This window comes from Bradyrhizobium sp. BEA-2-5 (genome assembly GCF_032918025.1).
Classification (GTDB): Bacteria; Pseudomonadota; Alphaproteobacteria; order Rhizobiales; family Xanthobacteraceae; genus Bradyrhizobium; species Bradyrhizobium pachyrhizi.
On the sequence record NZ_CP136629.1, the window covers coordinates 7,481,671 to 7,508,276 of the forward strand.

Here is a 26,606-nt window from a genome sequence, read left to right on the forward strand (position 1 = left end):
ACACGATCGATCGCTTGCTGCCCGATATGCGCATGTCGTGTGCGCACGTCGTTCCTGTCCCTACGCTTGGCGCGACGGTCCACGACTCCGGCGCGGAGCCTGATACCACTGTGCCGATTGCCGGTAAAGCTATTCACGAGATGCAACTCTATGATGCGAAGTGCGAAAGCCGGGAATAAAACGGCGCAGCAGTTTCGCGACGCGGCGCTGCCGTGTCTCGACGATGCCTATGCGTTCGCTCAAGTGCTGATGCGGACCGAGGCGGACGCCGAACTGGCCGTGCAGGAATGCTATCTGCGCGCACTGCGCCGGTTCGACGGCTTTCGCGGCCCGGCTATCAGGCCGTGGCTGCTCACGATCCTCAAAGCCGTCTGCCAGGAGAAACTCGGCCGAAAACTCGCCGGCGAGAATGCAGCGCCAGAACGGCGCGACAGCGCAACAATCCGGCAACTCATCGATGACCTGCCCGCCCCGCTCGGCGAGGTCATCGCGCTGCGCGAGATGATCGATCTCTCCTACAAGGAAATCGCCGAAGTCACCGGCATTCCGGTCACCACCGTGATGTCGCACATCGCGGAAGCGCGCGCCCTGCTGCTCGCGCCGCGGCGCGCGGCGAACAAGGCCGCGCAGGTGAAGCCGGCAGGCGCCTCAAAACTGACGGTCTACCGCGCGAACGCCTGTTGAACCGCCGACGGCTCGGTGATGCCGTTCGCGATCAGGAGTTCGAGCAATACGCGCGCCTTTTGCGGGTTGAGATCGAGCGAGACCGCGAAGCCGAGCTTGTCGTCCTCGACCTCGACATTGCGGTTCACGAAGCCTGAGCCGACCCGGGTCGAACGCACCACCACGACGCCCTGCTTCGCCGCGGCGGCCAGCGCATCGATCGCGCCCTTCGATGAATTGCCGTCGCCGACGCCGGCCAGCACGATGCCCTTGGCGCCGCGCCTGACCGCATCCTCGACCTCAGCGGCGTCCATGTTGGCATGCGAATAGATGATGTCGACCCGCGGCAAGGAAGGGGCATCCGGCAATTTCAGCTTGGTACCCCTGGCTGGAGCGGCCGGCTGCAGAAAGCGAAGCGCGCCGGTGTCGACATAGCCGACCGGCCCGGCATCGGGCGAGCGGAATGTCTCAACGCTGGTGGTATTGGTCTTCTGCACCCAGCGCGCGGCATGGATGGTGTCGTTGAGCACCACGAGCACGCCGCGGCCGCGGGATTCCGGGGCAGAGGCGACCCGCATCGCCTCGTAGAGATTGGCCGGACCGTCGGCGCCGATCGCGGTCGAAGGCCGCATCGATCCGACCAGCACGATCGGGACGTCGGTGTCGAGCACGTTTTGCAGGAAGAACGCAGTCTCCTCCATCGTGTCGGTGCCATGGGTGATGACGACGCCGTCGACTTCCTTGTTGTCAACGGCCGCGCGGATACGCTTGACGAGGTCGAACCAAACCTTGTCGTTCATGTCCTGCGAGCCGATCGACGAGATCTGCTCGGCCGACATCTGGGCAAGCTTGTCGATGCCCGGGATCGCCGCGATCAGGTTGGCCGCACTGACCTTGCCTGAGTCATAGGCGTTGCCGGCGCGGGCATTGGCCTGCCCGGCGATGGTGCCGCCGGTGCCGAGCACGAGCACGCGGGCCAGCGCGGTGCCGGTGGCCTGTTGTGCTGATACCGGCGCGGCAAGCCCGATCATGAGGGCTGCAGCGAGGCCGAGGAAGGGCCGAACGGAATAATTGGATTGAAACGAACGTGGCATGATCTTCTCCCCAAAGCGACAGGTCGCCAGTCCACAACTCGTGGTTTTGTTCCGTAACAAGTGGACAAAGTTGCGGCGGAAGATGCGATGGTCGGAAGCCGGGTTGAAGCGTTTAGTGAACTCCAAACGCGTTGCGCAGCGCGATCTCCGTCCCGACGGTTCGCCAGATCGAACGATCGACAAACAGCACCCGATCCTCGGCGTGGGCGGGCAGTCTTGCGATGTCCAGCGCCTGCAGGCGCGCATTGACGGTGTGCAGCACCGCGCCCATGCAGGGCACGGCGAGATAAAGCTCGAGGTGACGGTGCGAGTTCCAGGCCAGCGTGGCGACGCGCATGCCGCACTCGACTCCCTCACCAGATTGAGTGTGAGCGGACCTGCTGCATCAAGCCTGCGAGCATGCCGTTTTCTCCGGAACTTCCGCAAAACCTTGACATCTGCCGGAAGGCGGCGCAACATTTTTCGAAGATTATTCGACTTTTGGTGCGCCATGCATTTTGAGCTTCCCGACGACCTCCGCGTTCTGCAAAGCCGGGTGCGAGAGTTCGTGCGCAGCGAGCTGCAGCCGCACGATGCCGCCATCGAGGCAACCGGCGAGGTGCCGGACAGCGCCATGGCCGGCCTGCGCAGGATGGGATTGTTCGGCACCAACACGCCGAAGCAATTCGGCGGCCTCGGCCTCTCGATGCTGGGCAGCTGCATCGCGATCGAGGAGCTCGCGAAGGCCCACACCGCCTTCTACTATCTGAGCGGGGTCAACGTTCACATCGGCTCGAAGGCGATCGAGTTCTACGCGCAGCCGGCGGTCCGCGACCGATGGCTGCCGGAGCTCGCCAGCGGACGGGTGATCGGCGCGTTCGCGCTGACCGAGCCGAATGCCGGATCCGATGCCGCCCGGATCCAGACCCGGGCGCGGCGGGACGGCGACCATTACGTGCTCGACGGCCGCAAGACCTACATCACCAATGCGCCCGCAGCCGGCGTCTTCACGGTGTTCGCCACGCTCGATCCGTCCGCCGGCGCCAAGGGCATCGCGGCCTTTGTCGTCGACGCAAAGACGCCGGGCCTTGCCATCGGCCGCCTGGTCGAGATGGCCGCCGGACGCGGCTCGGAGCATGCCGAGGTGATCTTCGAGGATTGCCGTGTTCCGCGCGAGAATCTGCTGGGACAGGAGGGCGAAGGATTCGCCATCGCGATGCGGTGCCTGGATGCCGGGCGCACCCATTGGGGCGCCTATTGCGTCGGCGCGGCGAGCCAGCTGCTGGACTACGCGCTCGACCATGTCTCGGAGCGCGAGGCGTTCGGACGCAAGCTGCGCGAACATCAGGGCCTCGAGTGGCAGATCGCCGACATGGCGAGTTCGCTGCATGCCGCGCGGCTTGTCGCCTATGAGGCAGCCTGGCGTTACGACCAGGGCGATGGCGCCGCCCGCACCGCCGCGGCGGCGCTCTCCAAATATACCGGCGCCGACATGGTGCAGCGCGTCGCCGACACCACCATGCAGCTGTTCGGCGGCGCCGGTTATTCCAGGGACCTGCCGATCGAGCGCATCTGGCGGGAAACGCGGGTGGTCCGCATTCTGGACGGCACCTCCGAGATCATGCGCCAGATCATTGCCCGCGACGCGTTCCGCACACATGAGCGGCGGAACGCGCCGCTCTGACCCACAGGCTTTACCGCTGTATGCCGTCGCAATAGCGCTTGTGTTCCGATCCCGCTGCCTTACTGTTTTTACGGGACGAGATTCTTGCTTTGACGCGTTTTCCTGACGCGAACCGGTGTCCACTTCGCGCGAAAACGCTCTTGGAGACCACCGTGGCTTCGGGGACGACACTCAAGCTCAAGCAACAACGCAGCCGCGACCGGCGCGAGCAGATCCTCACGGCGGCCACCAAGCTGTTCGGCGAAAAAGGCATCGACGGCACCTCGCTCACCGAGGTCGCCGCCGCGGCGAAAGTACCGCTCTCCAGCATCTATGATTATTTCGAGGACAAGCGCGCGCTGGTGCTCGATGTGCCCGAGGGCAATTTCGAGGCGCTTTATCAGAAGACCGAGCCGCTGCTGCTCAAGGGTGGCGATCCCGTCGAGCAGCTCCGCATCATCTTCCTCACCAACTTCCAGTACATCAAGGATAACCCGAGCTGGGGCCGGGTGTTCTTCCTCGAGATCTGGCCGAGCGTGCTTGCCGCCGAGCCGCGGATCAAGAAGGCGGTCGACAGATACGCGCTGCGCTATGTGCAGCTGATCAAGCAGGCGAGCCGCGCCGGCACCTATCGCCGCAATCTCGATCCCTACACCGCGATGTCGCTGATGATGGGCGGGATGTGTCACCTCACCGCGGTCTGGCTGCTTTACGGCCGCAAATACGACCTGGTGAAGAAGGGCAAGGCGCTGTTCACCACGCTGCATAACGGGTTCGTGCAGCGTTAGCCGCGCCGGTGCGCGGCCGGTTCTCGCAGGCTCTCGTAGGATGGGTAGAGCGCAACCGAAACCCATCGTTCGTCAGGCCGGCACGGAGCGATGGGTTTCGCTTCGCTCTACCCATCCTACGCACCGCGTGGTTCGCGGCGCGAACGATTTGATCCAAATTCATCGCTGTTTGGCCGGCTGTGGCGGCGATCAGCTTCCGGAAAACCAATACACAACCGTCGAAATCCTGTTCTAGTATGACGTCGTGGGCGACCCGCGACCGGACGCGCGGGGACTCGGGATGGGAGCGTACCGATGGACGTCAAGGCTGTTTTGCCGCCGCGTGGCCGCGACTATCGCCTCGATCTGCTGCGCGGCTTCGCCAACTGGGCGATCTATCTCGATCACATCCCGAACAACGCGGTGAACTGGATCACGCAGAAGAATTTCGGATTCAGCGACGGGGCCGACCTGTTCGTGTTCATCTCCGGCTACACCTCATCCTTCGTCTATGCGCGCATGATGCTCGAGCGCGGCACCGTGATCGGCGCCACCCGCCTGATCAAGCGGGCCTGGCAGATCTATGTCGCGCACGTCCTGCTGTTCGTGATCTATATCGCCGAGATCGGCTATCTCTCCCAGCGCTACCACGACCCGAACCTGCAGAATGAATTCAACGTCGCGGGCTTCATGCACAATCCGGCCGAGACGCTCTATCAGGGCCTGATCCTGGCGTTCAAGCCGGTCAACATGGATGTGCTGCCGCTCTATATCGCGCTGATGCTGTGCTATCCGCTGGTGCTGTGGGCGATGCTGCGCAAGCTCAATCTGACGCTGCTGGCCTCGTTCCTGCTCTATCTCGCGGCACGCCATTTCGGCTGGAACCTGCCGGCCTATCCGTCCGGCTCATGGTATTTCAACCCATTCTGCTGGCAGTTCCTGTTCGTGTTCGGCGGATGGTTTGCGCTCGGCGGCGCCAGTGAATCAATCTCGTTCATCCGCTCGCGCGCCTTCCTTTGGCTTGGCGGCGCCTATCTCCTGTTCGCGCTGGTCATGACCATGGCCGGCCGCTTCCCGGAACTTGGCCAGGCGATGCCGGCATGGCTTTATGACGCCTTCAATCCGAACGACAAGACCAACCTCGCGCCCTATCGCGTGCTGCACTTCGTCGTGCTCGCCTTCTTCGTCACGCGCTTCCTGCCGCGCGAGTGGCCCGGATATGAATGGCCGATCTTCCAGCCGATCATCAAGTGCGGCCAGCAGTCGCTCGAAGTGTTCTGCACCGGCGTCTTCCTCGCGGTCATCGCGCATGTGGTGCTGGTCGAGGTCTCCGGCAGCATCTGGATGCAGATCGCGGTCAGCATCGTCGGCATCGTGCTGATGACCGCGCTCGCCTACTACCGCTCCTGGTCGAAGAAGGTCGACAAGGCGCCGGCGAAGGCACCCGTAGCTGCGCAGACGCCCGTGGCCGCGCAGACGCCAGCCACCGCGAAGCCGGCGGAGTAAGGCCCCGCTTGATGCGTGAGGGCGCGCGGCCGAAGCCGCGCGCAACGCGCAAAGGAGCCTGCTATCTCGCCAGCGGCTTGCCGGCCGTCTCCGGCGCCAGGGCAATCAGCGGCAAGCCGACCACATAGATCAGCGACAGCATCGAAATCGCCAGCGGGAAGCTGCCGGTGCGGGCGGCGAGCGCGCCGATCAGGGTCGGGCCGGCGGCGCCGAGCACGCGGCCCATGCTGAAGGCGAAGCCGGAGCCCGAGCCGCGCAGCGCCGATGGAAACATCTCCGGCAGCCAGATCGTGAACAGGCCGAACACACCATTGGTGAAGAAGCCGAGCACCGGCAGCAGCACCATGAACAGCGTCAGGCTGTCGAGCCATTCGATCGCGACCTCATAGGAGACCACGACGGAGATCAGCCCGCCGATGAAGAACAGCACCGCGGTGCGGCGCCGGCTGCCGAGCCAGGTGGTTAGCCATGGTACAAGGAGGCAGCCGATCAGCGTGCCGACATTGGTGATCAGGCCGGCCACCGCGCCCATCTCCTGCGCATGCGCCGGCGTCGCGCCCGCGGCGACCAGCTTGGTCGAGATCACGGTCGGGGCCCAGAAGTTCGACGACCACAGGCCGAAGATGATGCAGGCCATCATCAGCGCCGCGGCCCAGGTGGTGCGCGCCTGGTCGCCGGCAAACAAGGCCGCAACCGACGGCTGCTCGCGTGCACCGCTGCGCTCGGGTTCGGGAATGTTGCTGCGCAGATAGGCGATCAGCAGCGCGGGCAGAATGCCGAGCAGGAACATGCCGCGCCAGCCGAGCGTGCTGCCGATCGCAAGCGTCACGGCGGCGGCGAGGAACAGCCCGGTCGGCGTCGCCGTGTGCAGCCATCCGGCGAGCCGCACCCGCGTATTCTCCGGCACGGATTCCTGCAGCAGCGGCGTGCCCGCGGCCCATTCGCCGCCGATGCCGAAACCGGCAACAAAGCGAAACAATGCGAACATCACGATACCGGTCGCAAGCCCGCACAGCGCCGTGAACAGCGAGTAGACCAGCACCGTCCAGCACATGATCCGGACCCGTCCGTAACGGTCTGCGGCCCAGCCCCAGACCATCGAGCAGGCCCAGCCCAGCATGAAGATCGAGAACAACAGCCCGCCATAGATGCCGATATTGGCCTTGCTCGGCTCGATGCCGCTGGCGGGCAGCAATTCGCTCAACGCGCCGACCAGGATGTAGGCGTACATCGACGAATCGAAGCCATCGAGCATCCAGCCGAACCAGGTCGCCCAAAACACTTTTCGCGGCGACACTGCGCCAGGCGCCGCGACCGACGGCGCAAGCGTATCGACGGTGCTCTCAGTCATGTTTCCTCGCACGTTTCTTTTGTGCGGCGGACTATGCCGAGGTTTGCGTGCCGAGACACCACCGGCAAACGGGACGGAGGTATCCGGCACAAGAATAGCAACGCCGATCACTTCGGCGTCACCGCGAACGCTCGCTCCTTCTACGAAGGACGCGCGGAACGCCGGAAGATGTAGAAGGCGATGATGACAAGCGGCACGGCAAGTGCGAGCCAGGAGGCCCGGTCCCAGGTGCCGTCGCCGAGCAGCGCCAAGACCAGCCCGAATGCGATAACGACGAAGATCAATACTTGCGCCAGGAAGATTTGCGCGGTCGAACCTCTCGCTGCCGACATCGGGATCGCTCCGCCGCATGCGCGCGTGAGCGGGGATAAAATCCGTGCAACCTTCGATTTTTTGGCGGATGCCTTTGGTAACGCGGGCCTTGCAAGCAGGGATCACTCCCGTTTGGATCGGGAAGAATGTAGGAAATGAATGCGTCGTAGTTGAACTCAGACATAGAGTTCGACGGGCTGAGAGTTCGGCGGGCTGATTGAATAAGCGGGTCCGAACCGGACGGGATCGCGCTGCTGAACTGGAACTGGTTCGAAAAAATATACGCCAGACACGCAAGCTAAACACGTTGTAGTGGCTTGATCAATCTTCATCTCGTCTGGCGAGCATCACCATGACTCCCGGCAGTGCCTGGGGATGATGGTGCGGTTCGCTCGACGCGGCGCGATCAGCTTGTTAAGCCGCCTCTCCGCAAGGGCAATTTGAGTCGGGGACATGACGGTTGCGATCGAGATGGGGCAGACCACGGCAGGCGCCGCGGCCGCCATGGACCTCGAGGAACTGCTGGCGACCCGCCTCCTGGTGCAGGGCAATTCGGGCTCCGGCAAATCGCACCTGCTGCGGCGGCTCCTGGAGCAGAGCGCGCCGTGGGTGCAGCAGGCCATCATCGATCCCGAGGGCGACTTCGTGACGCTGGCCGAGCGCTTCGGCCATCTCGTGATCGAGGCCGAGGACCATACCGAGCGCGGCCTTCAGGTCGCGGGCGAGCGTGCCCGGCTGCATCGCGTCTCCACCGTGCTCAATCTCGAGGGGCTCGACGCCGAGAACCAGATGCGGCGCGCCGCGGCCTTCCTCGGCGGCCTGTTCGACGTCGACCGCGACCATTGGTATCCGATGCTGGTCGTGGTGGACGAGGCGCAGCTGTTCGCGCCGGCCATTGCCGGCGAAGTCTCCGACGAGGCGCGAAAACTGTCGCTCGGCGCCATGACCAATCTGATGTGCCGCGGCCGCAAGCGTGGGCTCGCCGGCATCATCGCGACCCAGCGGCTGGCGAAGCTCGCCAAGAACGTCGCGGCGGAAGCCTCCAACTTCCTGATGGGCCGGACCTTCCTCGACATCGACATGGCGCGCGCCGCCGATCTGCTCGGCATGGAGCGGCGGCAGGCCGAAGCCTTTCGCGACCTCGAGCGCGGACAGTTCATGGCGCTGGGACCTGCGCTGTCGCGCCGTCCGCTGCGCTTGCGTATCGGTCCGACCGACACCCAGCCGCGCAATGCGGCACCGCGGTTGATGCCGCTGCCTGAAGCAGCACTGGAGGACGCACGCGCGATCATCCTCGCCGCTCCGCCGCCGGAAACGGTGCGGCCGCAGCGCCGGGTGCCGTCGCCCGACCTGCTCAGCCAGTTGATGGCCGCCAAGCAGCCGGCAGCGGAGCCAGATCCCGAAGCGGCGGAGCCACCGCCGAGCGCCGAGCAATTGGCCGAGCGGCGTGAACGGCTGGACCGTATCCTGCGCGCCATCCTCGCGGAGCCCGATGCCGGCTTCCGCGCCATCGGCGTGCTCTATCAGGAGTTCGTGGTCCGCTGCCGCATCGAGGGCCTCGGCGCGGCGGTGCCGGACCTCAACGAATTCCGCCGCATGCTGACGCATGCGCGCGCCGGGCTCGGGACTGATCTCGCCGATGACGACGCCTGGCAGGACGTTACGCTGCGCGCCTCGATCCTGCCCGACGACATGCAGGGCGTGTTCATGATGATCGCGCGCGCGGCCAAGGAAGGCTGGCCGTGTCCCGGCGATGCTGCGATCGCCCGCGCCTACGGCTCGCATTCGCTGCGCCGCGCGCAGCGGCTGCTCGGCTATATGGAGGAGCAGGGCCTGATCGTCTGCCAGCTTGACGGCGGCGGACGCCGGATCGTGACCCTGGTGGAGCTCGCCTGGGCGACGGCCGCGGCCGACCCGAATGTGGACGACCAAGCAGCGGAGGCGGCCTGTAACGGCTCGTCGCTGTGATCAGGTACTGAGCAACCAGGCGTTAGGTGTTGCGCGGCATCGCGGAAGCGCTGCAAGACAAGAAAAAGGCCCGCCAGGAGGCGGGCCTTTTCATCTTTGCCGGTTGAGCGATCTTGGTTGCAGAGGGCCCGCAACCGGCCCTCCACGGCCGCCCTATCTCAAGCGCTCACGCATGCTGCGGCTGCGCAAGCTGACTGACCTGCATCGCCGGCGGATCGACAACCGAGGTACCGCCATGGCCGTCGCTCGAGGCCGTGAACGTGGAAGCCATGTAGTTGCCCAGCAGCGCAATGCTGGCGGTAACAGTGCCGTCCGTCACCGTGAGCGTTCCACCCGAGGCGTTTCCGGTGAAGGTCGGCGTTTGAACGTTCGCGAAATTGATATTCGCGAAATCGATCGTGTCCGAACCGGACATCCCGGCGACAGTTCCGGTGAAGCTCGCGGAATTGTCGAGCTTCAGCGTCCCCGTGCTACCCAGGAACGTTACGGCCGCGTTCGAAGCCCCCGTCAATTCCAGGGTGGTGCCCGCTGCGATGGTGGCGCTGCTGGGGCTCTCTCCCGTGACGTTGAAAGGCTGCCAGACACCCCACGCACTGCCATCATAGGCCCGGATCCAGAGCTGGTCAGTGCCGGAGCCGGCCTGATAGGTCGTCTGGGCAAGTTGCGCCGAAGTGACGTCGATCTCCGTATTCGCGGACTGGTTCACTCCGTTGACGTTCCAACGCCCGTTCGTGTTGGAATCCCACAACGCATATTTCGTTATGGTATCGCCATCCGCGTCCGTCGCGCTGACCAGGCTCGAAGCCGCGAAGACCTGCCCCGAGACCGTCGTCACATTCGAGACCGAGACCGTCGGCGCCTGGTTCGTTGCGGTGGCCGTGAAGCTCTTCCAGGAACTCCACATGCTGCCATCATTGGCCTTAACCCATAGCGTATCCGATGGCGAGCCACCGGGGCCGAAGACGTAGCTCACCTGTGACAGGTTCGCCGCGCTTACATCGATCTCGGTGTTGGCGGCCTGGGCCACACCGTTCACAACCCAATGGCCGTTTCCTCCGGTATCCCAGAAGGCGTACTGGGTGATCGTGTCGTTCTCGGCGTCCGTGACCGAGAACAGGCTCGAGGCCGCGATCGAATGGTCGTGAACTCCGGTTACGTTTGCATTCGATGCGGTAACGACCGGGGCAGTGTCGGGTCCCGGCGTTGCCGTGAAGCTCTTCCACGCGCTCCACATGCTGCCGTCATTGGCCTTGACCCAGAGCGTATCGGGCGTCGAACCGCCGGGGCCGAACACGTAGCTCACCTGCGACAGGTTCGCCGCGCTCACATCGACCTCGGTGTTGGCGGCCTGGGCAACACCATTCACCACCCAGTGGCCGTTTCCGCCAGTGTCCCAGAAGGCGTACTGGGTGATCGTATCGTTCTCGCTGTCCGAGACCGAGAACAGGCTCGAGGCGAGAGCCGATGTCTGCCCATGGAGTGCGGTCACGTTCGATGCGGTAACGACCGGAGCAGTGTCGGGTCCCGGCGTTGCCGTGAACGCTGTCCAGGTGCTCCACTTCGAGCCGTCATTGGCGCGCACATAGAGCGTATCGGGCGTCGAGCCGCCCGGTCCGAAGACGTAGCTCACCTGCGACAGGTTCGCCGCCGCAACGTCGATCTCGACGCCGGCGGATTGGGCGACACCATTCACCACCCAGTGGCCGTTTCCTCCGGTGTCCCAGAAGGCGTATTGGGTGATGGTATCGTTCTCGTTATCACTGACCGAGAACAGGCTCGAGGCGAGAGCCGACGTCTGCCCGTGAATCGCCGTCACGTTCGATGCGGTAACGACCGGAGCAATGTCGGGTCCCGGTGTTGCCGTGAACGCTGTCCAGGAACTCCACTTCGAGCCGTCATTGGCGCGCACATAGAGCGTATCGGGCGTCGAGCCGCCCGGACCGAACACGTAGCTCACCTGCGACAGGTTCGCCGCCGCAACGTCGATCTCGACACCGGCGGATTGGGCGACACCATTCACCACCCAGTGGCCGTTCCCACCGGTGTCCCAGAAGGCGTATTGGGTGATGGTATCGTTCTCGTTGTCACTGACCGAGAACAGGCTTGAGGCGAGAGCCGACGTCTGCCCATGAAGCGCGGTCACGTTCGATGCCGTGACGACCGGAGCAATGTCGTCCCCCGGCGTTGCCGTGAACGCTGTCCAGGTGCCCCACTTCGAGCCGTCATTGGCCCGCACATAGAGCGTATCGGGCGTCGAGCCGCCCGGACCGAACACGTAGCTCACCTGCGACAGGTTCGCCGCCGCAACATCGATCTCGACGCCGGCGGATTGGGCGACACCATTCACCACCCAGTGGCCGTTCCCACCGGTGTCCCAGAAGGCGTATTGGGTGATGGTATCGTTCTCGTTGTCACTGACCGAGAACAGGCTTGAGGCGAGAGCCGACGTCTGCCCATGAAGCGCGGTCACGTTCGATGCCGTGACGACCGGAGCAATGTCGTCCCCCGGCGTTGCCGTGAACGCTGTCCAGGTGCCCCACTTCGAGCCGTCATTGGCGCGCACATAGAGCGTATCGGGCGTCGAGCCGCCGGGACCGAACACGTAGCTCACCTGTGACAGGTTCGCCGCCGCAACGTCGATCTCGACGCCGGCGGACTGGGCGACACCGTTCACCACCCAGTGGCCGTTTCCTCCGGTGTCCCAGAAGGCATACTGGGTGATCGTATCGTTCTCGCTGTCCGAGACCGAGAACAGGTTCGACGCGAGAGCCGACGTCTGCCCATGGAGCGCGGTCACGTTCGATGCGGTGACGACCGGAGCAACGTCGGGTCCCGGCGTTGCCGTGAACGCGGTCCAGGCTCCCCACAACGTTCCGTCATTGGCCCGCACATAGAGCGTATCGGGCGTCGAGCCGCCGGGACCGAAGACGTAGCTCACCTGCGACAGGTTCGCCGCCGCAACGTCGATCTCGACGCCGGCGGATTGGGCGACGCCATTCACTACCCAGTGGCCGTTCCCACCGGTGTCCCAGAAGGCGTACTGGGTGATCGCGTCGCTGTCGTTGTCGGTGACCGAGAACAGGTTCGAGGCGAGAGCCGACGTCTGCCCATGAAGCGCGGTCACGTTCGATGCCGTGACGACCGGGGCAACCTCGGGTCCCGGCGTTGCCGTGAAGCTCTTCCAACCTCCCCACAACGTTCCGTCATTCGCCCTGATGTACAACGTGTCAGGAGCCGACCCTGCCGGCCCGAAGACGTAGCTCACCTGCGACAACTGCGCCGCCGGAACGTCGATCTCGACGCCGGCGGACTGGGCGACACCATTCACCACCCAGTGGCCGTTTCCGCCGGTGTCCCAGAACGCAAACTGGGTCATCGTATCGGGATCCGGATCGGACACCGTGAACAGGCTCGATGCGGCGACCGATGTCTGACCGTGCGCCGCAGTGACGTTGCTTGCGTTCACGGTCGGTGCGGTGTCCGCAAATGCCGTTGCCGTAAATTTGGTCCAGCCGCCCCAAAGCGTACCGTCATTGGCCCGCACGTAGAGCGAATCCGTCGATCCAGTGGGACCAAATACGTAGCTCACCTGCGACAGGTTCGCCGCGGACACATCGATCTCGACGTTGGTGGCCTGGGTGACACCGTTGATGGCCCAATGTCCGTTACCCTCGGTATCCCAGAACGCGTATTGGGTGATCGTATCGGCGTCGGCGTCCGACACGCCGAAGAGGCTGGAAGCCGTTACAAAACTCTGGCCAAGGCTCGCCTGTATGTTGGACGCGGACGTGACCGGCGCGCTATCGGCACGCGCCGTGATCAGTGTGCCGGTGCCGGAATCCGCGCTGACGCCGAACCGCACGCCGGGCGTCTGATCGAGCTGCAGGTCGAAGGTGGAAGCCCCCTCCGTGACATGCAGGATATTGCCCGGAAGCAAGGTCGCCGACCCGCCAGATGCGAAATTGAGGCCTGCCAGATCGATGCTGTCGCCCAGCACCAGCCCGCTGATGGTGGTGGACAGCGACGCGCCGTCGATCTTGAGCTGCCCGCCCGAACCGCTGAAGATGATGCCGCCGCTCGCGACGCTGCCGGCCTGCAATTCGAGCAAGCCGCCGGAAATGATGACCGGCCCCGTGGAGCCGCCCGACGATACGATCTCGGTGCCGCCGGCAAATACCGCGACGTGGCTGGTCACCGTGCCGGCAACGTTGAACGTGCCGCCGCTCGACACTCCGACGTCGTGCACCGTAGCGCCGGCGGAAACATTCAGGACGCCGCCGCTGGACACCCCCGCGTAGGCCAGCGCGCCGCCCGAGAATACGTTGACCGTGCCGCCGGCTATACCTGTGCCCGTGCCGGAGACCGACGTGCCGGTGACGACGCCACCCGAGAATACGTTCTCAACGCCGCCGGCATAGACGCCGACCGTGCTGAGCACGGTGCCCGACACGTTAAGCGTGCCGCCGCTCGAAACGGCGACGAACGCCGCCGAGCCGCCGGCCTGGACGTTCAATACGCCGCCCGAGTTGACGCCGGTCCCGGAGCTGATGGCTCCGGTGATCAGCCCACCGGACAGCACGTTCTCGACACCGCCGGCATTGACGCCGTTATTTCTCAGCACGGTGCCCGCAACATTGAAGATGCCGCCGTTATACACGCCGACGAAGGAAGCCGTGGCGCCAGCCGACAAGTTCAAGGTGCCGCCCGAAACCCCGGTCCCGGATCCGCTCGCTCCCGAGATCGATCCCCCGGACAAGACGTTCTCGACGCCGCCGTCAAAGATAGCTGTGTTGCTCAGCACCTTGCCGGCAACGTTGAAGACGCCGCCGCTCGACACGCCGACGTGAGCAGCCGAACCACCGGCCAGAACGTTCAGCGTGCCGCCCGCGGAAATGACGGTGGCCGCACTCGACGCCCCGGAGATCAGGCCGCCGGACAGAACGTTCTCGACACCGCCGTCGGTGATCGTCGTGCTGCTGGTGATCGTGCCCGCAACAGTCATGATGCCGCCACTCGACACCGTGATGTTGTGCGCGGTACCGCCGGCGGAGACGTTCAGAGCGCCACCGCTCCAAGCCGTCACGTGAGCAAGCGAACCGCCCGCAAGGACGTTGAGTGTGCCGCCGGAAATGGACGTCCCGGAGCCTGACGCACCGCCGACAACGCCCCCCGAGAAGACGTTCTCAACGCCGCCGGCAGAAACGGTCACATTGCTGAGCACGGTGCCCGACACATTGAACGTGCCGCCGCTCGAAACGGTCAGGTAGGCCGCAGCGCCGCCGGCCTGCAGGTTCACGATGCCGCCGGAGGAAATGACTGTGCCGGAGCCGGACGTTCCGGAGATCAGCCCCCCGGAAAACACGTTCTCGACACCACCGTCCGTGATCAGCACGTTGCTGGTGGTCGTGCCTCTGACATTCATGGTGCCGCCGCCCGACACCGTCAGGTGGTGCGCCGTGCCACCGGCGGAGACGTTCAGAACGCCGCCGCTGGAAACCGTCGCGTGATCCAGCGCGCCGCCGCCAAATACATTGACGGTGCCGCCGGATATGCCCGTGCCCGAGCTCGTGACGCCGGTGACAACACCACCCGAAAGAATGTTTTCGACACCGCCGCTGTTGACGGAGACGTTGCTCAGCACCGTGCCCGCCACGTTGAACGTGCCGCCGCTCGATACACCGACGAAGGCGGCCGAGCCGCCCGCGAACAGGTTGAGCGTGCCGCCCGAAACTCCCGTTCCGGATCCGCTCGCGCCCGAGATCAAACCGCCCGAATAGACGTTCTCCACGCCGCCGGCATAGACGCCGCCATTGTTGAGGAAGGTGCCGGAGACGTTGAAAATGCCGCCACTCGAAACGCCCACCCATGCGGCCGAGCCGCCCGCGAGTACGGTCAGTGTGCCGCCGGCCGAGACCCCTGTTCCAATTCCAGCGCCACCCGAGATCAGCCCACCCGAATAAACGGTTTCCACGCCTCCATTGTATACGGACCCTGCGCCCACATAACCGGACACGTTGAACGTGCCGCCGCTCGAAACGCCGACGTAGAAGGCCGAGCCGCCGGCCTGCAGGTTGATCGTGCCGCCCGAAATTCCCGTTCCGGACCCGGCCGCACCAGAGATGAGCCCGCCGGACAAGACAGTCTCGACGCCGCCGGCCAACACGCCGGTATTGCTGGTAATGGTGCCGCCGACGCTGAGCACGCCGCCGGACGAAACGATGATGTGGTCGGCGATGCCGCCGGCTTCGACGACGACCCTCCCGGCATCGCCGATACCCGTCGCCGAGCCCCCGGCGAGGATGTCAAGCAGACCGCCCGCCGAGACCTGTGCCCCCGACGCAAGACCGCCGGACGAGACGGTTTCGACACCGCCACTGAGCACGAACTGGTTGGTGATGACGCCGCTGTCGTTCAGCGCACCGCCGGCATAAACGAACATTGCGGTCGCCGACCCGCCCGTCTGCACGTTCACCGTGCCGCCGGAGATCGCGGTGCCGAAGCCTCCGGACACGCCGAGGACTACGCCGCCCGACAGCACGTTCTCGACGCCGCCGCTATACACCCCGACGGTGCTCAGCACCGTGCCCGCGACATTGAAGACGCCGCCGTTCGAGACGGCGACATAGGCAGCCGAGCCGCCTGCCAACAGATTCAGGGTACCGCCGGAAACGCCGGTACCGGCACTGTTGTTGCCCGAGATAAAGCCACCCGAGGAGACGTTCTCCACGCCGCCGTTGTAGATACCAACGTTGCTGAGCACCTTGCCCATCACGTTGAAGGTGCCGCCGCTCGACACGCCGACGAAAGCAGCCGAGCCGCCAGCCAGCAGGTTGACCGTGCCGCCCGAAATTCCGGTCCCCGATCCGCTCGCGCCGGAGATGAACCCGCCGGACAGAACATTCTCGACACCGCCGGTCAACACAGCGGTATTGCTGTTGACCATGCCGGCCACGTTGAGCGTGCCGCCGTTCGAGACGGTAAGATGATCGGCCCCGCCACCTGCGCTGATGACGGCACTGCCGCCGCTGGAAATCGCGGTGCGGACCGCGTAGCCGCCGGAGTCGACCAGGAGCTGGCCGCCGCCAGATAGCCCCGTCGAAACTGCCGAGCCTCCGTTGAGGACCTCGAGAATATTGGACCCCGTTTCGATCAGTCCTGAGCTGGTAACACCCGAGCTCACAAACGTTGTGCTCATGGCAGCGCTCCCCCAAAAAAATCAGTGCTTGAAAATGGCTAAAGCTCAAATCCAGGAATCGTTCTGATCACCGATTTGACGTGATCCACGGTGATCAGCCTTGTGCACTCGAACTGACGCGGCGTCCCCTTGTGGCGGGGACACCAGAAGAAATCCTTGTGGTCGAATCGAACTGCCGGATCGTTCCAGCAGCTGTTGCACGCGTGATAGTTGATGACCCGGTAGGGCGTAGCAAATTCATTTGTCGGATGCGTGAATCCCGAGATCATCACGACCGGAGTGCCGACCGCCCAGGCCAGCCATGAGAGCCCGCTGGAAAGGCCGACGAAAAACGCCGCATGCTTGAGCAGGTTCGCCCGCTCCTGGATCGGCCGATCACCGGTCCAGTCCTCCGCGCCGTTGGGAATGTGATTCCATACCAGTTCGTGGCCGTGTGTCGGCTTCTGATCGATGCAGATCACGCGGTAGCCGGCTTGCGTGAGAAAGCCGGTCAGCTCCCGCCAGCCGGCGGGGTTATTCCAGTACTTGCATTGCGTGGTGCTCTGCACTGCGATGCAGACGTAAGGCTCGGGAAACGGTCTGCGATCGTCCGCAAGCGAGATGCGGGGCGCTGCCTCGACGGGATCGACGCCGAGGATGTATCCCGCGGTCCGGTGCAGCCCGACATGGCGGAAGTCGCACGGCTGAAACACGAAGTTCTTGTCGTCGAAGAACAATCCGACGCTGTACGTGGCGTAGTAGCGGTCGGTTTGAATTTCCTCGTGGGTGACGAAGTTGATCTCGGGATACGCATCCCGGAACAGCGGAATCAACTTTTCCGCCATCGCACAGGTCAGCCTGCACCTATGCGCTTCCCCGAACTTCGCCACATAGGGAAACCAGCCGATCGTGTCGCCCAGGGTGCCGATCGGAAGCTGGATCAGGACGTGACGGTCCCTCGCATCGTACTCGTGCGAGAAGACGACCTCATCGCCCTGCAGAACCTCGATCCGGAAACGGACGTAGTATCGCTTTGAGCTGTTGACCCGGCCGCCCGCGAACTGCGTCTCGAAAAGAAGATTGCCACACTCGGCGTCCCAGATCCGCACCCGCCAGGGAGTTTCGGCCTCGGGACAAAATACCCGGGCGCCATCGTTGAAGTCGAAGCGCAGTCCCTTGGGACCCACTTGAGTTGGCAGTTCGGCGGCCGCGGGATAGGCAGGCTTCGGCGCGTCGGCATCTGACGAAACAGCGTCCGACTTGGCCGGTACGGCGCTGGTCGAACGATCAACGATTACTTTGGGTTGGTCAGTCACATGGTCAATCGAGCGCTTCAGCCCGATCGCCGGCGCGACGGCAATGGCATTCACGAATATCCCCTGCCCTGAAATATAAATAACGCTTAAAAAGTAGACGGAACGTAAGCGAGATTGACAACCGCGTCAACGGACGAAAACCTTGGCGAGTATCCCTCCCGGCGGCTTCCGCCGGCGCAGACACAAAGAAACACAAACGATGAGCCGCACCCCCAGCAAGGTCCCATTCGTCATCGCGGCGTCAGCGCACGGCCCGCTGATCGTAAACCGGCTGGACTACCACACGGCGGGCGAGCACACCTTTGGAGTCGGGATCCAAATCCTCGAGCACGGCGCGTTCGATGCCACCGAAATCGAGCTGACGAAGGGCCTTCTTGCACTGCGAAGAACGTATCGGGGCGATGGCGTCGTCGCGATCGACTGCGGCGCAAACATCGGCGTTCACACCATCGAATGGTCCAAGCACATGGACGGCTGGGGCTCGGTCCTTGCAATCGAAGCGCAGGAGCGGGTCTATTATGCGCTTGCCGGCAACATCGCGATCAACAACTGCTTTAATGCGAAGGCCATACACGCAGTTATTTCGTCGGAAACCGGGAAAACCCGGGTACCGACCTTAAGCCACCAGGAGCCCGCCAGCTTCGGGAGCCTGGAGGTGACGCGACGCCCGGGTACGGAGCAAATCGGCCAGACGGTCGATTATTCCGAGGCCAACAGCACCGAAACGGCGATGGTCACCCTGGATTCCCTGAAGCTGAGCCGCTGCGATCTGATCAAGATCGACGTCGAAGGAATGGAATTGAAGGTGCTGGAAGGAGCCGGCGCAACGATCCGGCTGCATCACCCCGTCATCCACGCCGAATTCATCAAGACCGACAAGGCTGAACTCGTTCGCAGGCTGAACAGCCATGGATATCGGACATACGACGCCGGGCAAAACTGCCTTGCGATACACGAATCCGATCCAAGCTTGAGCCACGTGGAATCCCGGACCCCGTCATGACGGGGCGACCTGTCGGCTTTCACCGCTCTCGGAGAGCATCCTGCCGGTAGCGCATGATCGGCGACAGCAAATAGCTCATGACGCTGCGGGCGCCCGTCCGGATTTGGACGGTGACGGCCATCCCCGGCGAAAGACTGATCTCCTTGTCGTCGATCATCATCTTGGTCCGGTCAATCGAGACATGCGCGATATACGCCGGCGCCTGGCCCTTCGGCTCGCTGCTTTCTTCCGTCCCTCCGCCATTCGTCTCGCGGGCCGCGTCCCGCGACCTGTCCCGGGAGACAGAATCGCGCGAGACGCTGACGATTTTGCCGTGCAGCAGGCCGTAGCGCGTGAAGTTGAAGGTCTCGACCTTGATCTCGGCGTCCTGACCCGGGTGCACAAAGCCGATGTCGCGATTCGAAACCATCGCTTCGATTTCAATCTGGCTATCGCTCGGCACCACCACCGCGAGCGTCTGGGCGGGGGTTACGACCCCGCCGACCGTGTGCACAGCCAGTTGCTGCACCACGCCATCGATGGGCGCCGCAAGCTTCTGAAGCTTCGTCCGGTGCTCGGCCTTGGCCACCTCGTCCTTGAGGCTGCCGGCCTTCTGTGTCGCCTTGGCCAGATCATCATACAAGCGGTGGCGGTATTCCGAGACAAGCTTGGCCCGCGTCTCATCGAGGGCCGCCACGGCTGCATTGGCCTCCTCGAGCTTGCTCCGCTGCACCAGGATGTCCTGCTGCAGCCCAACGAGTTCCTGGAGCTCCGACAAATATTGCAGCTTTGAGCCGTACTCCCTGTCGGCCAAGTACTTGCGAACCCCGACCCGCTCCTGCAGCACCGGAAGCAAAGCATCAATCTTCGCGATGCCGGCCTCGATTGTCCTGGTCTCCGCGACCTTCTGGACCCGTTGCCGATCCAGCTCCGACAGCTTGGCGCGCTGCTCCGAATCCTGACTCCGCAAGAACTCCAGGTGCATTTGAATCAAGGCGGGCGGCGTGTCGTCCGGCGCCCCGTCAAGCGCGCTGGTGTTTCCGTCGAGTGCGGAGCGCGTGCGCGAAATGTCCAGCAATGACGAGAGAAGATCGTTTTTCAGGTGCTGAAGCTCCGCCTGATTGCTCGTCGGATCCAGCTCGATCAGAACCTCACCCGCTTTGACGGCCTGACCGTCGCGAACGTGAATGGCCCGGACCACACCGATTTCGAGCGGCTGAACCAGCTTGACACGATCGCCCGGCACGATCTTTCCCGATGCAGAGGCAACGATGTCAATCTTGCCGAGACCGGCCCACGCGACCGCGCAACAGAACAACGCGGCAATCAGGACGCCGGTAAGCCTGGCCGTCGGAGATGGCGGCGTCTCGACGATTTCGAGGGCGGCCGGCAGGAAAGCCAGTTCGTCCCTCGATTTACCCCCGGCGGGAAGCGCTTCACGAGCCGACTTCATGGATCCCCGCCTGCAACCGGTACAGTGACGCGTATCTTCCGCCTGTGCTGAGCAGCTCCTCGTGGGATCCCTGTTCGACGAGCCGCCCGCGATCGATGGTGATGATTCGATCGGTGCGCCTGACCGCGGACAGACGATGCGCGATGACAAAGACCGTTCGCCCCTTCACGATCCGGTTCATATTGTCCTGAATGACCCTTTCGCTTTCATAGTCCAGCGAGCTGGTCGCTTCGTCGAAGATCAGGATGCGCGGGTCGGTGATAAGGGCCCGCGCGATCGCGATACGCTGCCGCTGCCCCCCCGACAGGCTGTTGCCGCGCTCGCCTACGACAGTGTCGTAGCCTTCCGGCAGTTCCAGAATGAACTCATGAGCTCCCGCAAGCTGGGCCGCCGCGATCACCTGCTGCATCGGAGCGGCCGGGTCGGCGAGCGCAATGTTTTCCCGTACGCTGCGATTGAACAGCACGTTCTCTTGCAGGACGACCCCGACCTGGCGACGCAGCCACGCCGGATCGACCATCGCAAGATCGACTCCATCGACAAGGACCCTGCCCTTTTCCGGGACGTAAAGGCGCTGGACCAGCTTCGTGAAGGTACTCTTGCCCGAGCCCGACGGACCGACAATGCCGACCACCTGGCCGGCGGGAATGTTGATGTTGATGTCGTGCAGCACTTCCGGCCCATCTACACGATATCGGAAGGACACGTGCTCGAGTGTGACCTGGCCCTTGATGGGAGGCGGCACCGCGCGACCGGGATTGAACGTCTGCTCCGCCGGCGTGTTCAGGATATCGCCCAGCCGCGCGACCGAGAGCCTGGCCTGATGGAAGTCCTGCCAGAGCTGCGCCAGTCTCAGGACCGGAGCGCTGACGCGCGAGGAGAACATGTTGAAGGCGATCAGCTCGCCCACCGTAAGGCTGCCGTCGATCACCAGCTTGGCACCGGCGTAAAGGATCACCGCGGTGACGAGCTTGCTCACGAACTGAACCGATTGGCTCGCAACATTCGCCAGGCTGAGCACGCGGAAGCTCGCGGCAACGTACTCGGCAAGCTGCTCCTCCCAGCGGCGCTGCATCTGCGGTTCGAGCGCCATGGCCTTGATCGTCTCGACACCCGTTACGCTCTCGACAAGAAACGCCTGGTTTTCGGCGCCGCGCTCGAATTTGGTGTCCAGCCGCTGACGGAACAGCGGCGTCGCGCCGGCCGAGATACCGACATAGAGCGGGAAGGATCCAAGGACGATCCAGGTCAGGATCGGCGAGTAGATGAACATCACCGCGATGAAAACTGCGGTGAAGAACAGATCGATCACCACCGTCAGGGCAGAGCCGGTCAGGAAGTTGCGAATGTTCTCGAGCTCGCGGACCCGCGCAACCGAGTCGCCGACCCGGCGCGCCTGAAAGTAGGCAATCGGAAGGCCGATGAGGTGCCGGAACAGGCGGGCTCCCAGTTCGACGTCGATCCTGTTCGTCACGTGAGAGAACAGGTATGTCCGCAATATGCCGAGGGCCGTCTCAAAAACCGCAATGCCGATCAAACCCACCGCGAGCACGTCGAGCGTACTGAGCGTGTGATTCACGAGGACCTTGTCGATCACCACCTGGAAGAACAGCGGCGACACGAGCGCAAACAGCTGCAAGAAAAAGGAGGCGATCAGCACCTCCAGGAAATGGTAGCGATATTTATGAATGGCTCCCAGAAACCATGACAAATCAAAGCGACGGGCAAGGTTGACCAGTCCCGCCCGGCGGCTCACCAGGATCAGCCGGCCGGCCCACACCGCCTCCAGGTCGGCCCTCGTGATCAACTCCGGGCGCTCTGACAGGGGTGACTGAACGAGGATCTTGTCTGCGCCCACTTTGGCAAGGATCAGATGGCCGCCGTCGCGCAACAGGGCAATGGCAGGAAGCGGGACCTTCTCCAGCCTCAACCAGTTGCTGCTCACCTCGCGGGCCTTGACGCCGGTCGAGCGCGCGTAGCGCAGCATCTCCGGCGTTCCGAACGAGGCATTCCCGAATTGATGACGAATCTGGTCGACATCGGCCGGGATACCGTGAAAACGCAGCAACATCACGAGTGCAACTATCCCGCTGTCTGCTGTGCCGCCGCTCCGCGTTTCAATCATTTCGCGATTAATCTGTTGAGTAGCTGAAATTGACTGCAGTCGAATGAGCCGGGATTGCCGTAAGCGCGCCCTGCCCCTGCCCTTACAACCTCGCCGTCAGTGCAAACTGACTGTTCGCAGCGAACCAAAGAGCAGCAGATGAATATGACAGCCAGAGTACTATGGCTCTCCGGCGAGATGCAATTGGCGTTATGAACGGCCGCGCCGGTTTCGCGAGCTCGATCATGCCGATCGAGGAACCCTTCGCGAAGCCGTTCGAACTCGGGCCGAGGTCCGTAGTCTTACGGATCGCGGCACCGATGCCGCGTCGGCGCCGGCCCACTTGACGTCTGTTGACTACACCGCGGCAGTCAGTTGAATGTCACTTATTATGCGCGCGCTACCATAGACTGAGAGTCCGACCGAGATGCCCTGGAACTATTCAGTAACATTGAACGATCCATCGAACGTCGGCGGATCCGCTGACGCGTCTCTCGTTTACGATCTTGAGCAGGCCCTCAACATTTGGCAGCAATATATCCTAGGCATTGGCACTCTGGTTGTGTCGCTCAACATCCTGCCGACCGCCGTTGGCCGTGCCGATGGCGGGCCTACCTCCAGCTACTACATCGGCACAAGCAGCGGGCTCGCCGTGTATGAGCCATCCAGCCAGTACGAGCTGACCACCGGCCAGCATGTCCCCGGCACGACAAGCGACATCACCATCAACATCGACCCCGGCTACTTCCAGTACATCGACCTGGATTACGGCCTGACCTACTCCAGTCAGGTCCCTGGAAACGTGATCAATCCGATCGACGTTTTTCTCCACGAGCTCATGCATGGCTTCGGCATGGTGGGCTGGTACAACCAGAGCGGCCAGTTGGCCGGCGCCTACGAATCGACGTTCGACACCCTGATACAAAAGACCGCATACGGCGCTTACTTTGTCGGTGCCAATGCCGAGGCTGCCTACGGCGGCCCGGTCCCTTTGACCACGAACAGCACCACCCAGAACTACTACCACTTCGGCAATCAGCAATCCGACTTCTACGCCAGTCCCTCGACCGTTCAGGATCCTCTCACGCTGGACCTGATGAACGGGATCGTTTTCTACGGCAATTACCAGTACGCGATCTCCAACCTGGACATCGGAGTTCTGAAGGATCTCGGATACAGCATCCGGACGACACCAGTCGTGGCGGCTGCCGATCAGACCGCGGCTCGAAATCAGGTTTTTTCGGCCTCGTCACTGTTCTCGGTGAACATGGCCGCGGGCGATAGCATTACCCAATATGCCCTGTGGGACAGCAACGGCTATGGTCACTGGACGGTGAACGGAACAGTCCAGGGCACCAACACCGAGATCGACATCAGCGCTTCGCAGCTGGCCCAAACGAGCTACCAAGCCGGACCCGGCTCGGACACGCTGTGGATCCGAGCCTTCGACGGCTATTTGTGGAGCGACTGGAAATCCTTTGTGATTTCTCCGGCCGATCGCGCCCCAACGGTCACGGCCACCAACGTGACCGGCACGCACGGGCAGCTCTCGCTGGCTGGATCGGGACTGTTCTCGGCTACCGACGCGGATGGCGACGCGATCACCCAGTATGCGTTGTGGGACACCGAGGGCCACGGGCACTGGGCGATCAATGGTGTCGCGCAAGCCACCAATGCCGAAATCGACGTCTCGGCCGCCAACATCGCGCAAGTGAGTTATATGTTCGGCACAGCCTCAGACACGCTCTGGGTCCGGGCATATGACGGATATCTCTGGGGCGCATGGACCCGGTTCACGGCAACCCCATTTGCAGACCATCCGCCGGTGGCCAATGCAACCGACGTGTCGGCCACCCACAACCAGAACATCGCCGCATCGAGTCTCTTCAGCGCGACCGACTCCGATGGAGACACGATCGTCGGCTATCAGGTTTGGGATTCAACGACCGATCCCGTCAGCGGCCATTGGGTGATCGGCGGAGTCGCGCAGGCTTCCAACATAGCCATCGATGTGACGCCCGCACAATTGACCAACACCTCGTTCCAGACCGGCTCCGGCTCGGATGATCTCTGGGTGCGAGCCAATGACGGTACCGCATGGGGAGCCTGGAAGGAGTTCCACGTCAACGCGCCGATCGACCATGCTCCTGTGGTGAGCGCGTCGGATCTGGCCGCCACGCATGGCCAGACCATCGCGACGGCAAGCCTGTTTACGGTCAGCGACGCCGACAGCGATACGATCACCAACTATCAGTTCTGGGACTCGACCGCCGATCCTGCCAGCGGGCATTTTGTCGTGGCCGGCGTCATACAGCCCACCGGCCAGAGCATCGACGTGAGCGCGGCGCAACTGGCCAACACCTCGTTCCAGACCGGCTCGGGCTCTGACGATCTCTGGGTCCGAGCCAATGACGGCACGACATGGGGAGCCTGGAAAGAGTTCCACGTCAACGCGCCGATCGACCATGCTCCCGTGGTAAGCGCGTCGGATGTGGCCGCCACGCATGGCCAAGATATCGCGGCGGCAAGCCTGTTCACGGTCAGCGACGCCGACAGCGATGCAATGACCAACCACCAGTTCTGGGACTCGACCGCCGATCCTGCCAGCGGGCATTTTGTCGTGGGCGGCGTCACGCAGCCCACCGGCCAGAGCATCGATGTGAGCGCGGCACAACTGGCCAATACATCGTTCCAGAGCGGCTCGGGCTCTGACGATCTCTGGGTCCGAGCCTTTGATGGCATCATATGGAGCAACTGGAAGGAGTTTCACGTCAACGCACCGATCGACAACCTTCCGATCGTCACGGCCGCCGACTATTCGGCGAGCCACGGCCAGGACATCGCGGCCTCGACGCTGTTCTCGATCACCGACGCGGATGCCGACACCATCACAAACTATCAGGTGTGGGATTCGACGGCGGATGCGAGCAGCGGGCACTGGGTGGTCGGGGGAGTCGCCCAAGGCACCAATGCCGCCATCGATGTCACGGCAGCTCAGCTTTCGAGCACAAGCTTTCAAAGCGGATCGGGTTCGGACGATCTCTGGGTGAGGGCCTACGACGGCTTTGCCTGGGGCGCGTGGAAGGAGTTTCACGTCACCGCGTCGGTTGACAGCGCTCCGGTCGTGACCGCGTCCGACTTCCATGCGACGGCTAATCAGAGCGTGGCCGCCTTAAGCCTGTTTTCAGTCGCGGATGCCGACGGCGACAATGTCGCGCAATATCAACTCTGGGATTCGACGCCGTCGGCAAGCAGCGGCCACTGGAGCATTGGCGGGAATGCGCAGCCCACCGGCACCGCCATCAACGTCAGCGCGGCTCAAATTGCCGGCACGACATTCCAGGGCGGTACCGTGCCTGACGACCTCTGGGTTCGCGCCAGCGATGGCATCAGCTGGAGTGCGTGGCACGAATTCCATTTCATCGTCTAGGGAGCGGCCCGCGCTGCGGAAACGCCGTGATCTGCGCCCGATCGGTCGACGACACGAGGCCCGATTGTCGTCCTCCCAAAGCAAAAATGGCCCGCGAAAATGCGGGCCATTTTATCGGAACCGGTCGGTCCGGACTTTGGTTGCGGGGACGCGCAACCATCCCAAATTGCTACTTGAGGCAGTCGCTTAGCATTGCCCTCCGAAGGCAAGTGTCAAGCCGGCTGATGTGAAAAGTGAGGAAGAAAGAGTATTGTACTGCAATGGCTTGCGGGGGCTGCGCGTTGGGGTTCACTCACACGCGAAATCCGCGTAAGCACTGCGTAAGCAGTAAGCACCCGTAGCTCAGCTGGATAGAGCGTCGCACTCCGAAGGCGAAGGCCACACGTTCGAATCGTGTCCGGTGCGCCATTTCTCCATAGCCGACTCGAACTTACCCCCCTTGCAGCCCATGTTTTCCGTTCTCAATGCGGCGCGAAAGGATGGGCATAGGAGCCTACTTCGGTCATTCCCCGACCTGCTGACGCGTGATGTATCTTTCCATGGGTTCAGGCAAGATCGCATCGTTTAAGGTCAGGAGAGCCCGCAGCAAATACTCCCGGATGCCAGAACGGGGTTTGTTATCGCCGGCATTCTCGATAGCGCAGGTGACAGCGTTCAGGCGCCGTCGGGCAGTCGTACTCGGGCAACAACAGCCACCCTTACCCTTGACCTCGCGATAGCGTGTTAGGTCGGGCCGCGGGGAACACTCAGGTCAAAGCAGGTTCGATTCCAGTTGGCGCGATTGGTGAGACCGGAACTGGATGGGCCATGCCCCTTGCCGACATCTATTTTTTGTCGGCGATCA

At 63.3% G+C, this 26,606-nt stretch carries 15 protein-coding genes and 1 tRNA gene; 8 read left to right on the forward strand and 8 right to left on the reverse strand.

The genetic code is table 11. From position 1 onward, the window contains the following. Nucleotides 1-39: 39 nt before the first annotated feature. Complete coding sequence (locus RX327_RS34975; RefSeq protein WP_317248606.1) at nucleotides 40-684, forward strand: sigma factor-like helix-turn-helix DNA-binding protein; 645 nt, start codon at nucleotides 40-42, stop codon at nucleotides 682-684. Here the strand turns inward: RX327_RS34975 and RX327_RS34980 are convergent. Then, the gene (locus RX327_RS34980; RefSeq protein ID WP_244482422.1) at nucleotides 663-1,757 is read right to left on the reverse strand and encodes an asparaginase; all 1,095 of its coding nucleotides are present in this window, start codon (nucleotides 1,755-1,757) and stop codon (nucleotides 663-665) included. The genes RX327_RS34975 and RX327_RS34980 overlap by 22 nt on opposite strands. 112 nt (nucleotides 1,758-1,869) lie before the next feature. Continuing rightward, nucleotides 1,870-2,094, reverse strand: a complete 225-nt coding sequence (locus RX327_RS34985) for an AMP-binding protein (protein ID WP_050386130.1) — start codon at nucleotides 2,092-2,094, stop codon at nucleotides 1,870-1,872. A gap of 153 nt (nucleotides 2,095-2,247) precedes the next feature. Here RX327_RS34985 and RX327_RS34990 point away from each other — a divergent pair, with 153 nt between their 5' ends. The 3 genes from RX327_RS34990 to RX327_RS35000 all read left to right on the forward strand — a co-directional run bounded on the left by RX327_RS34990 (nucleotide 2,248) and on the right by RX327_RS35000 (nucleotide 5,672). Next, nucleotides 2,248-3,420, forward strand: a complete 1,173-nt coding sequence (locus RX327_RS34990) for an acyl-CoA dehydrogenase family protein (RefSeq protein WP_050386131.1) — start codon at nucleotides 2,248-2,250, stop codon at nucleotides 3,418-3,420. 152 nt (nucleotides 3,421-3,572) lie between these two features. Beyond that, nucleotides 3,573-4,187 (forward strand): TetR/AcrR family transcriptional regulator, encoded by a 615-nt coding sequence (locus RX327_RS34995; protein ID WP_050386137.1) that lies wholly within the window; start codon nucleotides 3,573-3,575, stop codon nucleotides 4,185-4,187. Nucleotides 4,188-4,481: 294 nt separating this feature from the next. Then, nucleotides 4,482-5,672: an OpgC domain-containing protein gene (locus RX327_RS35000; protein ID WP_317248607.1), complete on the forward strand. Its 1,191-nt coding sequence runs from the start codon at nucleotides 4,482-4,484 to the stop codon at nucleotides 5,670-5,672. 61 nt (nucleotides 5,673-5,733) lie between these two features. On the opposite strand, the gene RX327_RS35005 is transcribed toward RX327_RS35000, so the two are convergent. Together RX327_RS35005 and RX327_RS35010 are read right to left on the reverse strand one after the other, a co-directional pair. After that, complete coding sequence (locus tag RX327_RS35005) at nucleotides 5,734-7,023, reverse strand: MFS transporter (RefSeq protein ID WP_050386133.1); 1,290 nt, start codon at nucleotides 7,021-7,023, stop codon at nucleotides 5,734-5,736. A gap of 140 nt (nucleotides 7,024-7,163) precedes the next feature. After that, a complete protein-coding gene (locus RX327_RS35010) occupies nucleotides 7,164-7,355 on the reverse strand; it encodes a hypothetical protein (RefSeq protein ID WP_050386134.1) in 192 nt (63 codons plus the stop codon). A gap of 433 nt (nucleotides 7,356-7,788) precedes the next feature. Between RX327_RS35010 and RX327_RS35015 the strand changes: the two genes are divergently transcribed. Continuing rightward, entirely contained in the window at nucleotides 7,789-9,303 is a 1,515-nt protein-coding gene (locus tag RX327_RS35015; protein ID WP_317248608.1) for an ATP-binding protein, read from the forward strand. Between the two features lie 166 nt (nucleotides 9,304-9,469). Here RX327_RS35015 and RX327_RS35020 read toward each other — a convergent pair whose 3' ends face one another. Together RX327_RS35020 and RX327_RS35025 are read right to left on the reverse strand one after the other, a co-directional pair. Then, nucleotides 9,470-16,498, reverse strand: coding sequence for a hypothetical protein (locus RX327_RS35020; protein ID WP_317248609.1), 7,029 nt, complete (start codon nucleotides 16,496-16,498; stop codon nucleotides 9,470-9,472). Between the two features lie 38 nt (nucleotides 16,499-16,536). Then, nucleotides 16,537-17,847 carry an autotransporter strand-loop-strand O-heptosyltransferase gene (locus tag RX327_RS35025; RefSeq protein ID WP_244482287.1) on the reverse strand — a complete coding sequence of 437 codons (1,311 nt, stop codon included), beginning with the start codon at nucleotides 17,845-17,847 and terminating at the stop codon, nucleotides 16,537-16,539. 145 nt (nucleotides 17,848-17,992) lie between these two features. Here RX327_RS35025 and RX327_RS35030 point away from each other — a divergent pair, with 145 nt between their 5' ends. Then, nucleotides 17,993-18,796, forward strand: a complete 804-nt coding sequence (locus tag RX327_RS35030; RefSeq protein ID WP_050385605.1) for an FkbM family methyltransferase — start codon at nucleotides 17,993-17,995, stop codon at nucleotides 18,794-18,796. A gap of 19 nt (nucleotides 18,797-18,815) precedes the next feature. Here RX327_RS35030 and RX327_RS35035 read toward each other — a convergent pair whose 3' ends face one another. After that, a complete protein-coding gene (locus RX327_RS35035) occupies nucleotides 18,816-20,228 on the reverse strand; it encodes an HlyD family type I secretion periplasmic adaptor subunit (RefSeq protein WP_317248610.1) in 1,413 nt (470 codons plus the stop codon). Further along, nucleotides 20,212-22,353: a type I secretion system permease/ATPase gene (locus tag RX327_RS35040; protein ID WP_082190660.1), complete on the reverse strand. Its 2,142-nt coding sequence runs from the start codon at nucleotides 22,351-22,353 to the stop codon at nucleotides 20,212-20,214. The genes RX327_RS35035 and RX327_RS35040 overlap by 17 nt, the downstream gene beginning before the upstream one ends. A 406-nt stretch (nucleotides 22,354-22,759) precedes the next feature. On the opposite strand from RX327_RS35040, the gene RX327_RS35045 reads away from it, so the two are divergent. Both RX327_RS35045 and RX327_RS35050 read left to right on the forward strand, forming a co-directional pair. Continuing rightward, on the forward strand, nucleotides 22,760-25,762 hold the full coding sequence (locus tag RX327_RS35045) for a hypothetical protein (protein WP_317248611.1): 3,003 nt from the start codon (nucleotides 22,760-22,762) through the stop codon (nucleotides 25,760-25,762). 331 nt (nucleotides 25,763-26,093) lie between these two features. Continuing rightward, a tRNA-Arg gene (locus tag RX327_RS35050) sits at nucleotides 26,094-26,170 on the forward strand. Nucleotides 26,171-26,606 lie beyond the last annotated feature (436 nt).

Excerpts from the sequence above, each read along its gene's own strand:
- RX327_RS35010 (WP_050386134.1), bottom strand. The coding sequence starts at position 7,355 with ATGTCGGCAGCGAGAGGTTCGACCGCGCAAATCTTCCTGGCGCAAGTA.
- RX327_RS34985 (WP_050386130.1), bottom strand. The coding sequence starts at position 2,094 with ATGCGCGTCGCCACGCTGGCCTGGAACTCGCACCGTCACCTCGAGCTT.
- RX327_RS35030 (WP_050385605.1), top strand. The coding sequence starts at position 17,993 with ATGAGCCGCACCCCCAGCAAGGTCCCATTCGTCATCGCGGCGTCAGCG.
- RX327_RS35015 (WP_317248608.1), top strand. The coding sequence starts at position 7,789 with ATGACGGTTGCGATCGAGATGGGGCAGACCACGGCAGGCGCCGCGGCC.
- RX327_RS35020 (WP_317248609.1), bottom strand. The coding sequence starts at position 16,498 with ATGAGCACAACGTTTGTGAGCTCGGGTGTTACCAGCTCAGGACTGATC.
- RX327_RS35035 (WP_317248610.1), bottom strand. The coding sequence starts at position 20,228 with ATGAAGTCGGCTCGTGAAGCGCTTCCCGCCGGGGGTAAATCGAGGGAC.
- RX327_RS34980 (WP_244482422.1), bottom strand. The coding sequence starts at position 1,757 with ATGCCACGTTCGTTTCAATCCAATTATTCCGTTCGGCCCTTCCTCGGC.
- RX327_RS34990 (WP_050386131.1), top strand. The coding sequence starts at position 2,248 with ATGCATTTTGAGCTTCCCGACGACCTCCGCGTTCTGCAAAGCCGGGTG.
- RX327_RS35000 (WP_317248607.1), top strand. The coding sequence starts at position 4,482 with ATGGACGTCAAGGCTGTTTTGCCGCCGCGTGGCCGCGACTATCGCCTC.
- RX327_RS35040 (WP_082190660.1), bottom strand. The coding sequence starts at position 22,353 with ATGATTGAAACGCGGAGCGGCGGCACAGCAGACAGCGGGATAGTTGCA.
- RX327_RS35005 (WP_050386133.1), bottom strand. The coding sequence starts at position 7,023 with ATGACTGAGAGCACCGTCGATACGCTTGCGCCGTCGGTCGCGGCGCCT.
- RX327_RS35045 (WP_317248611.1), top strand. The coding sequence starts at position 22,760 with ATGCCCTGGAACTATTCAGTAACATTGAACGATCCATCGAACGTCGGC.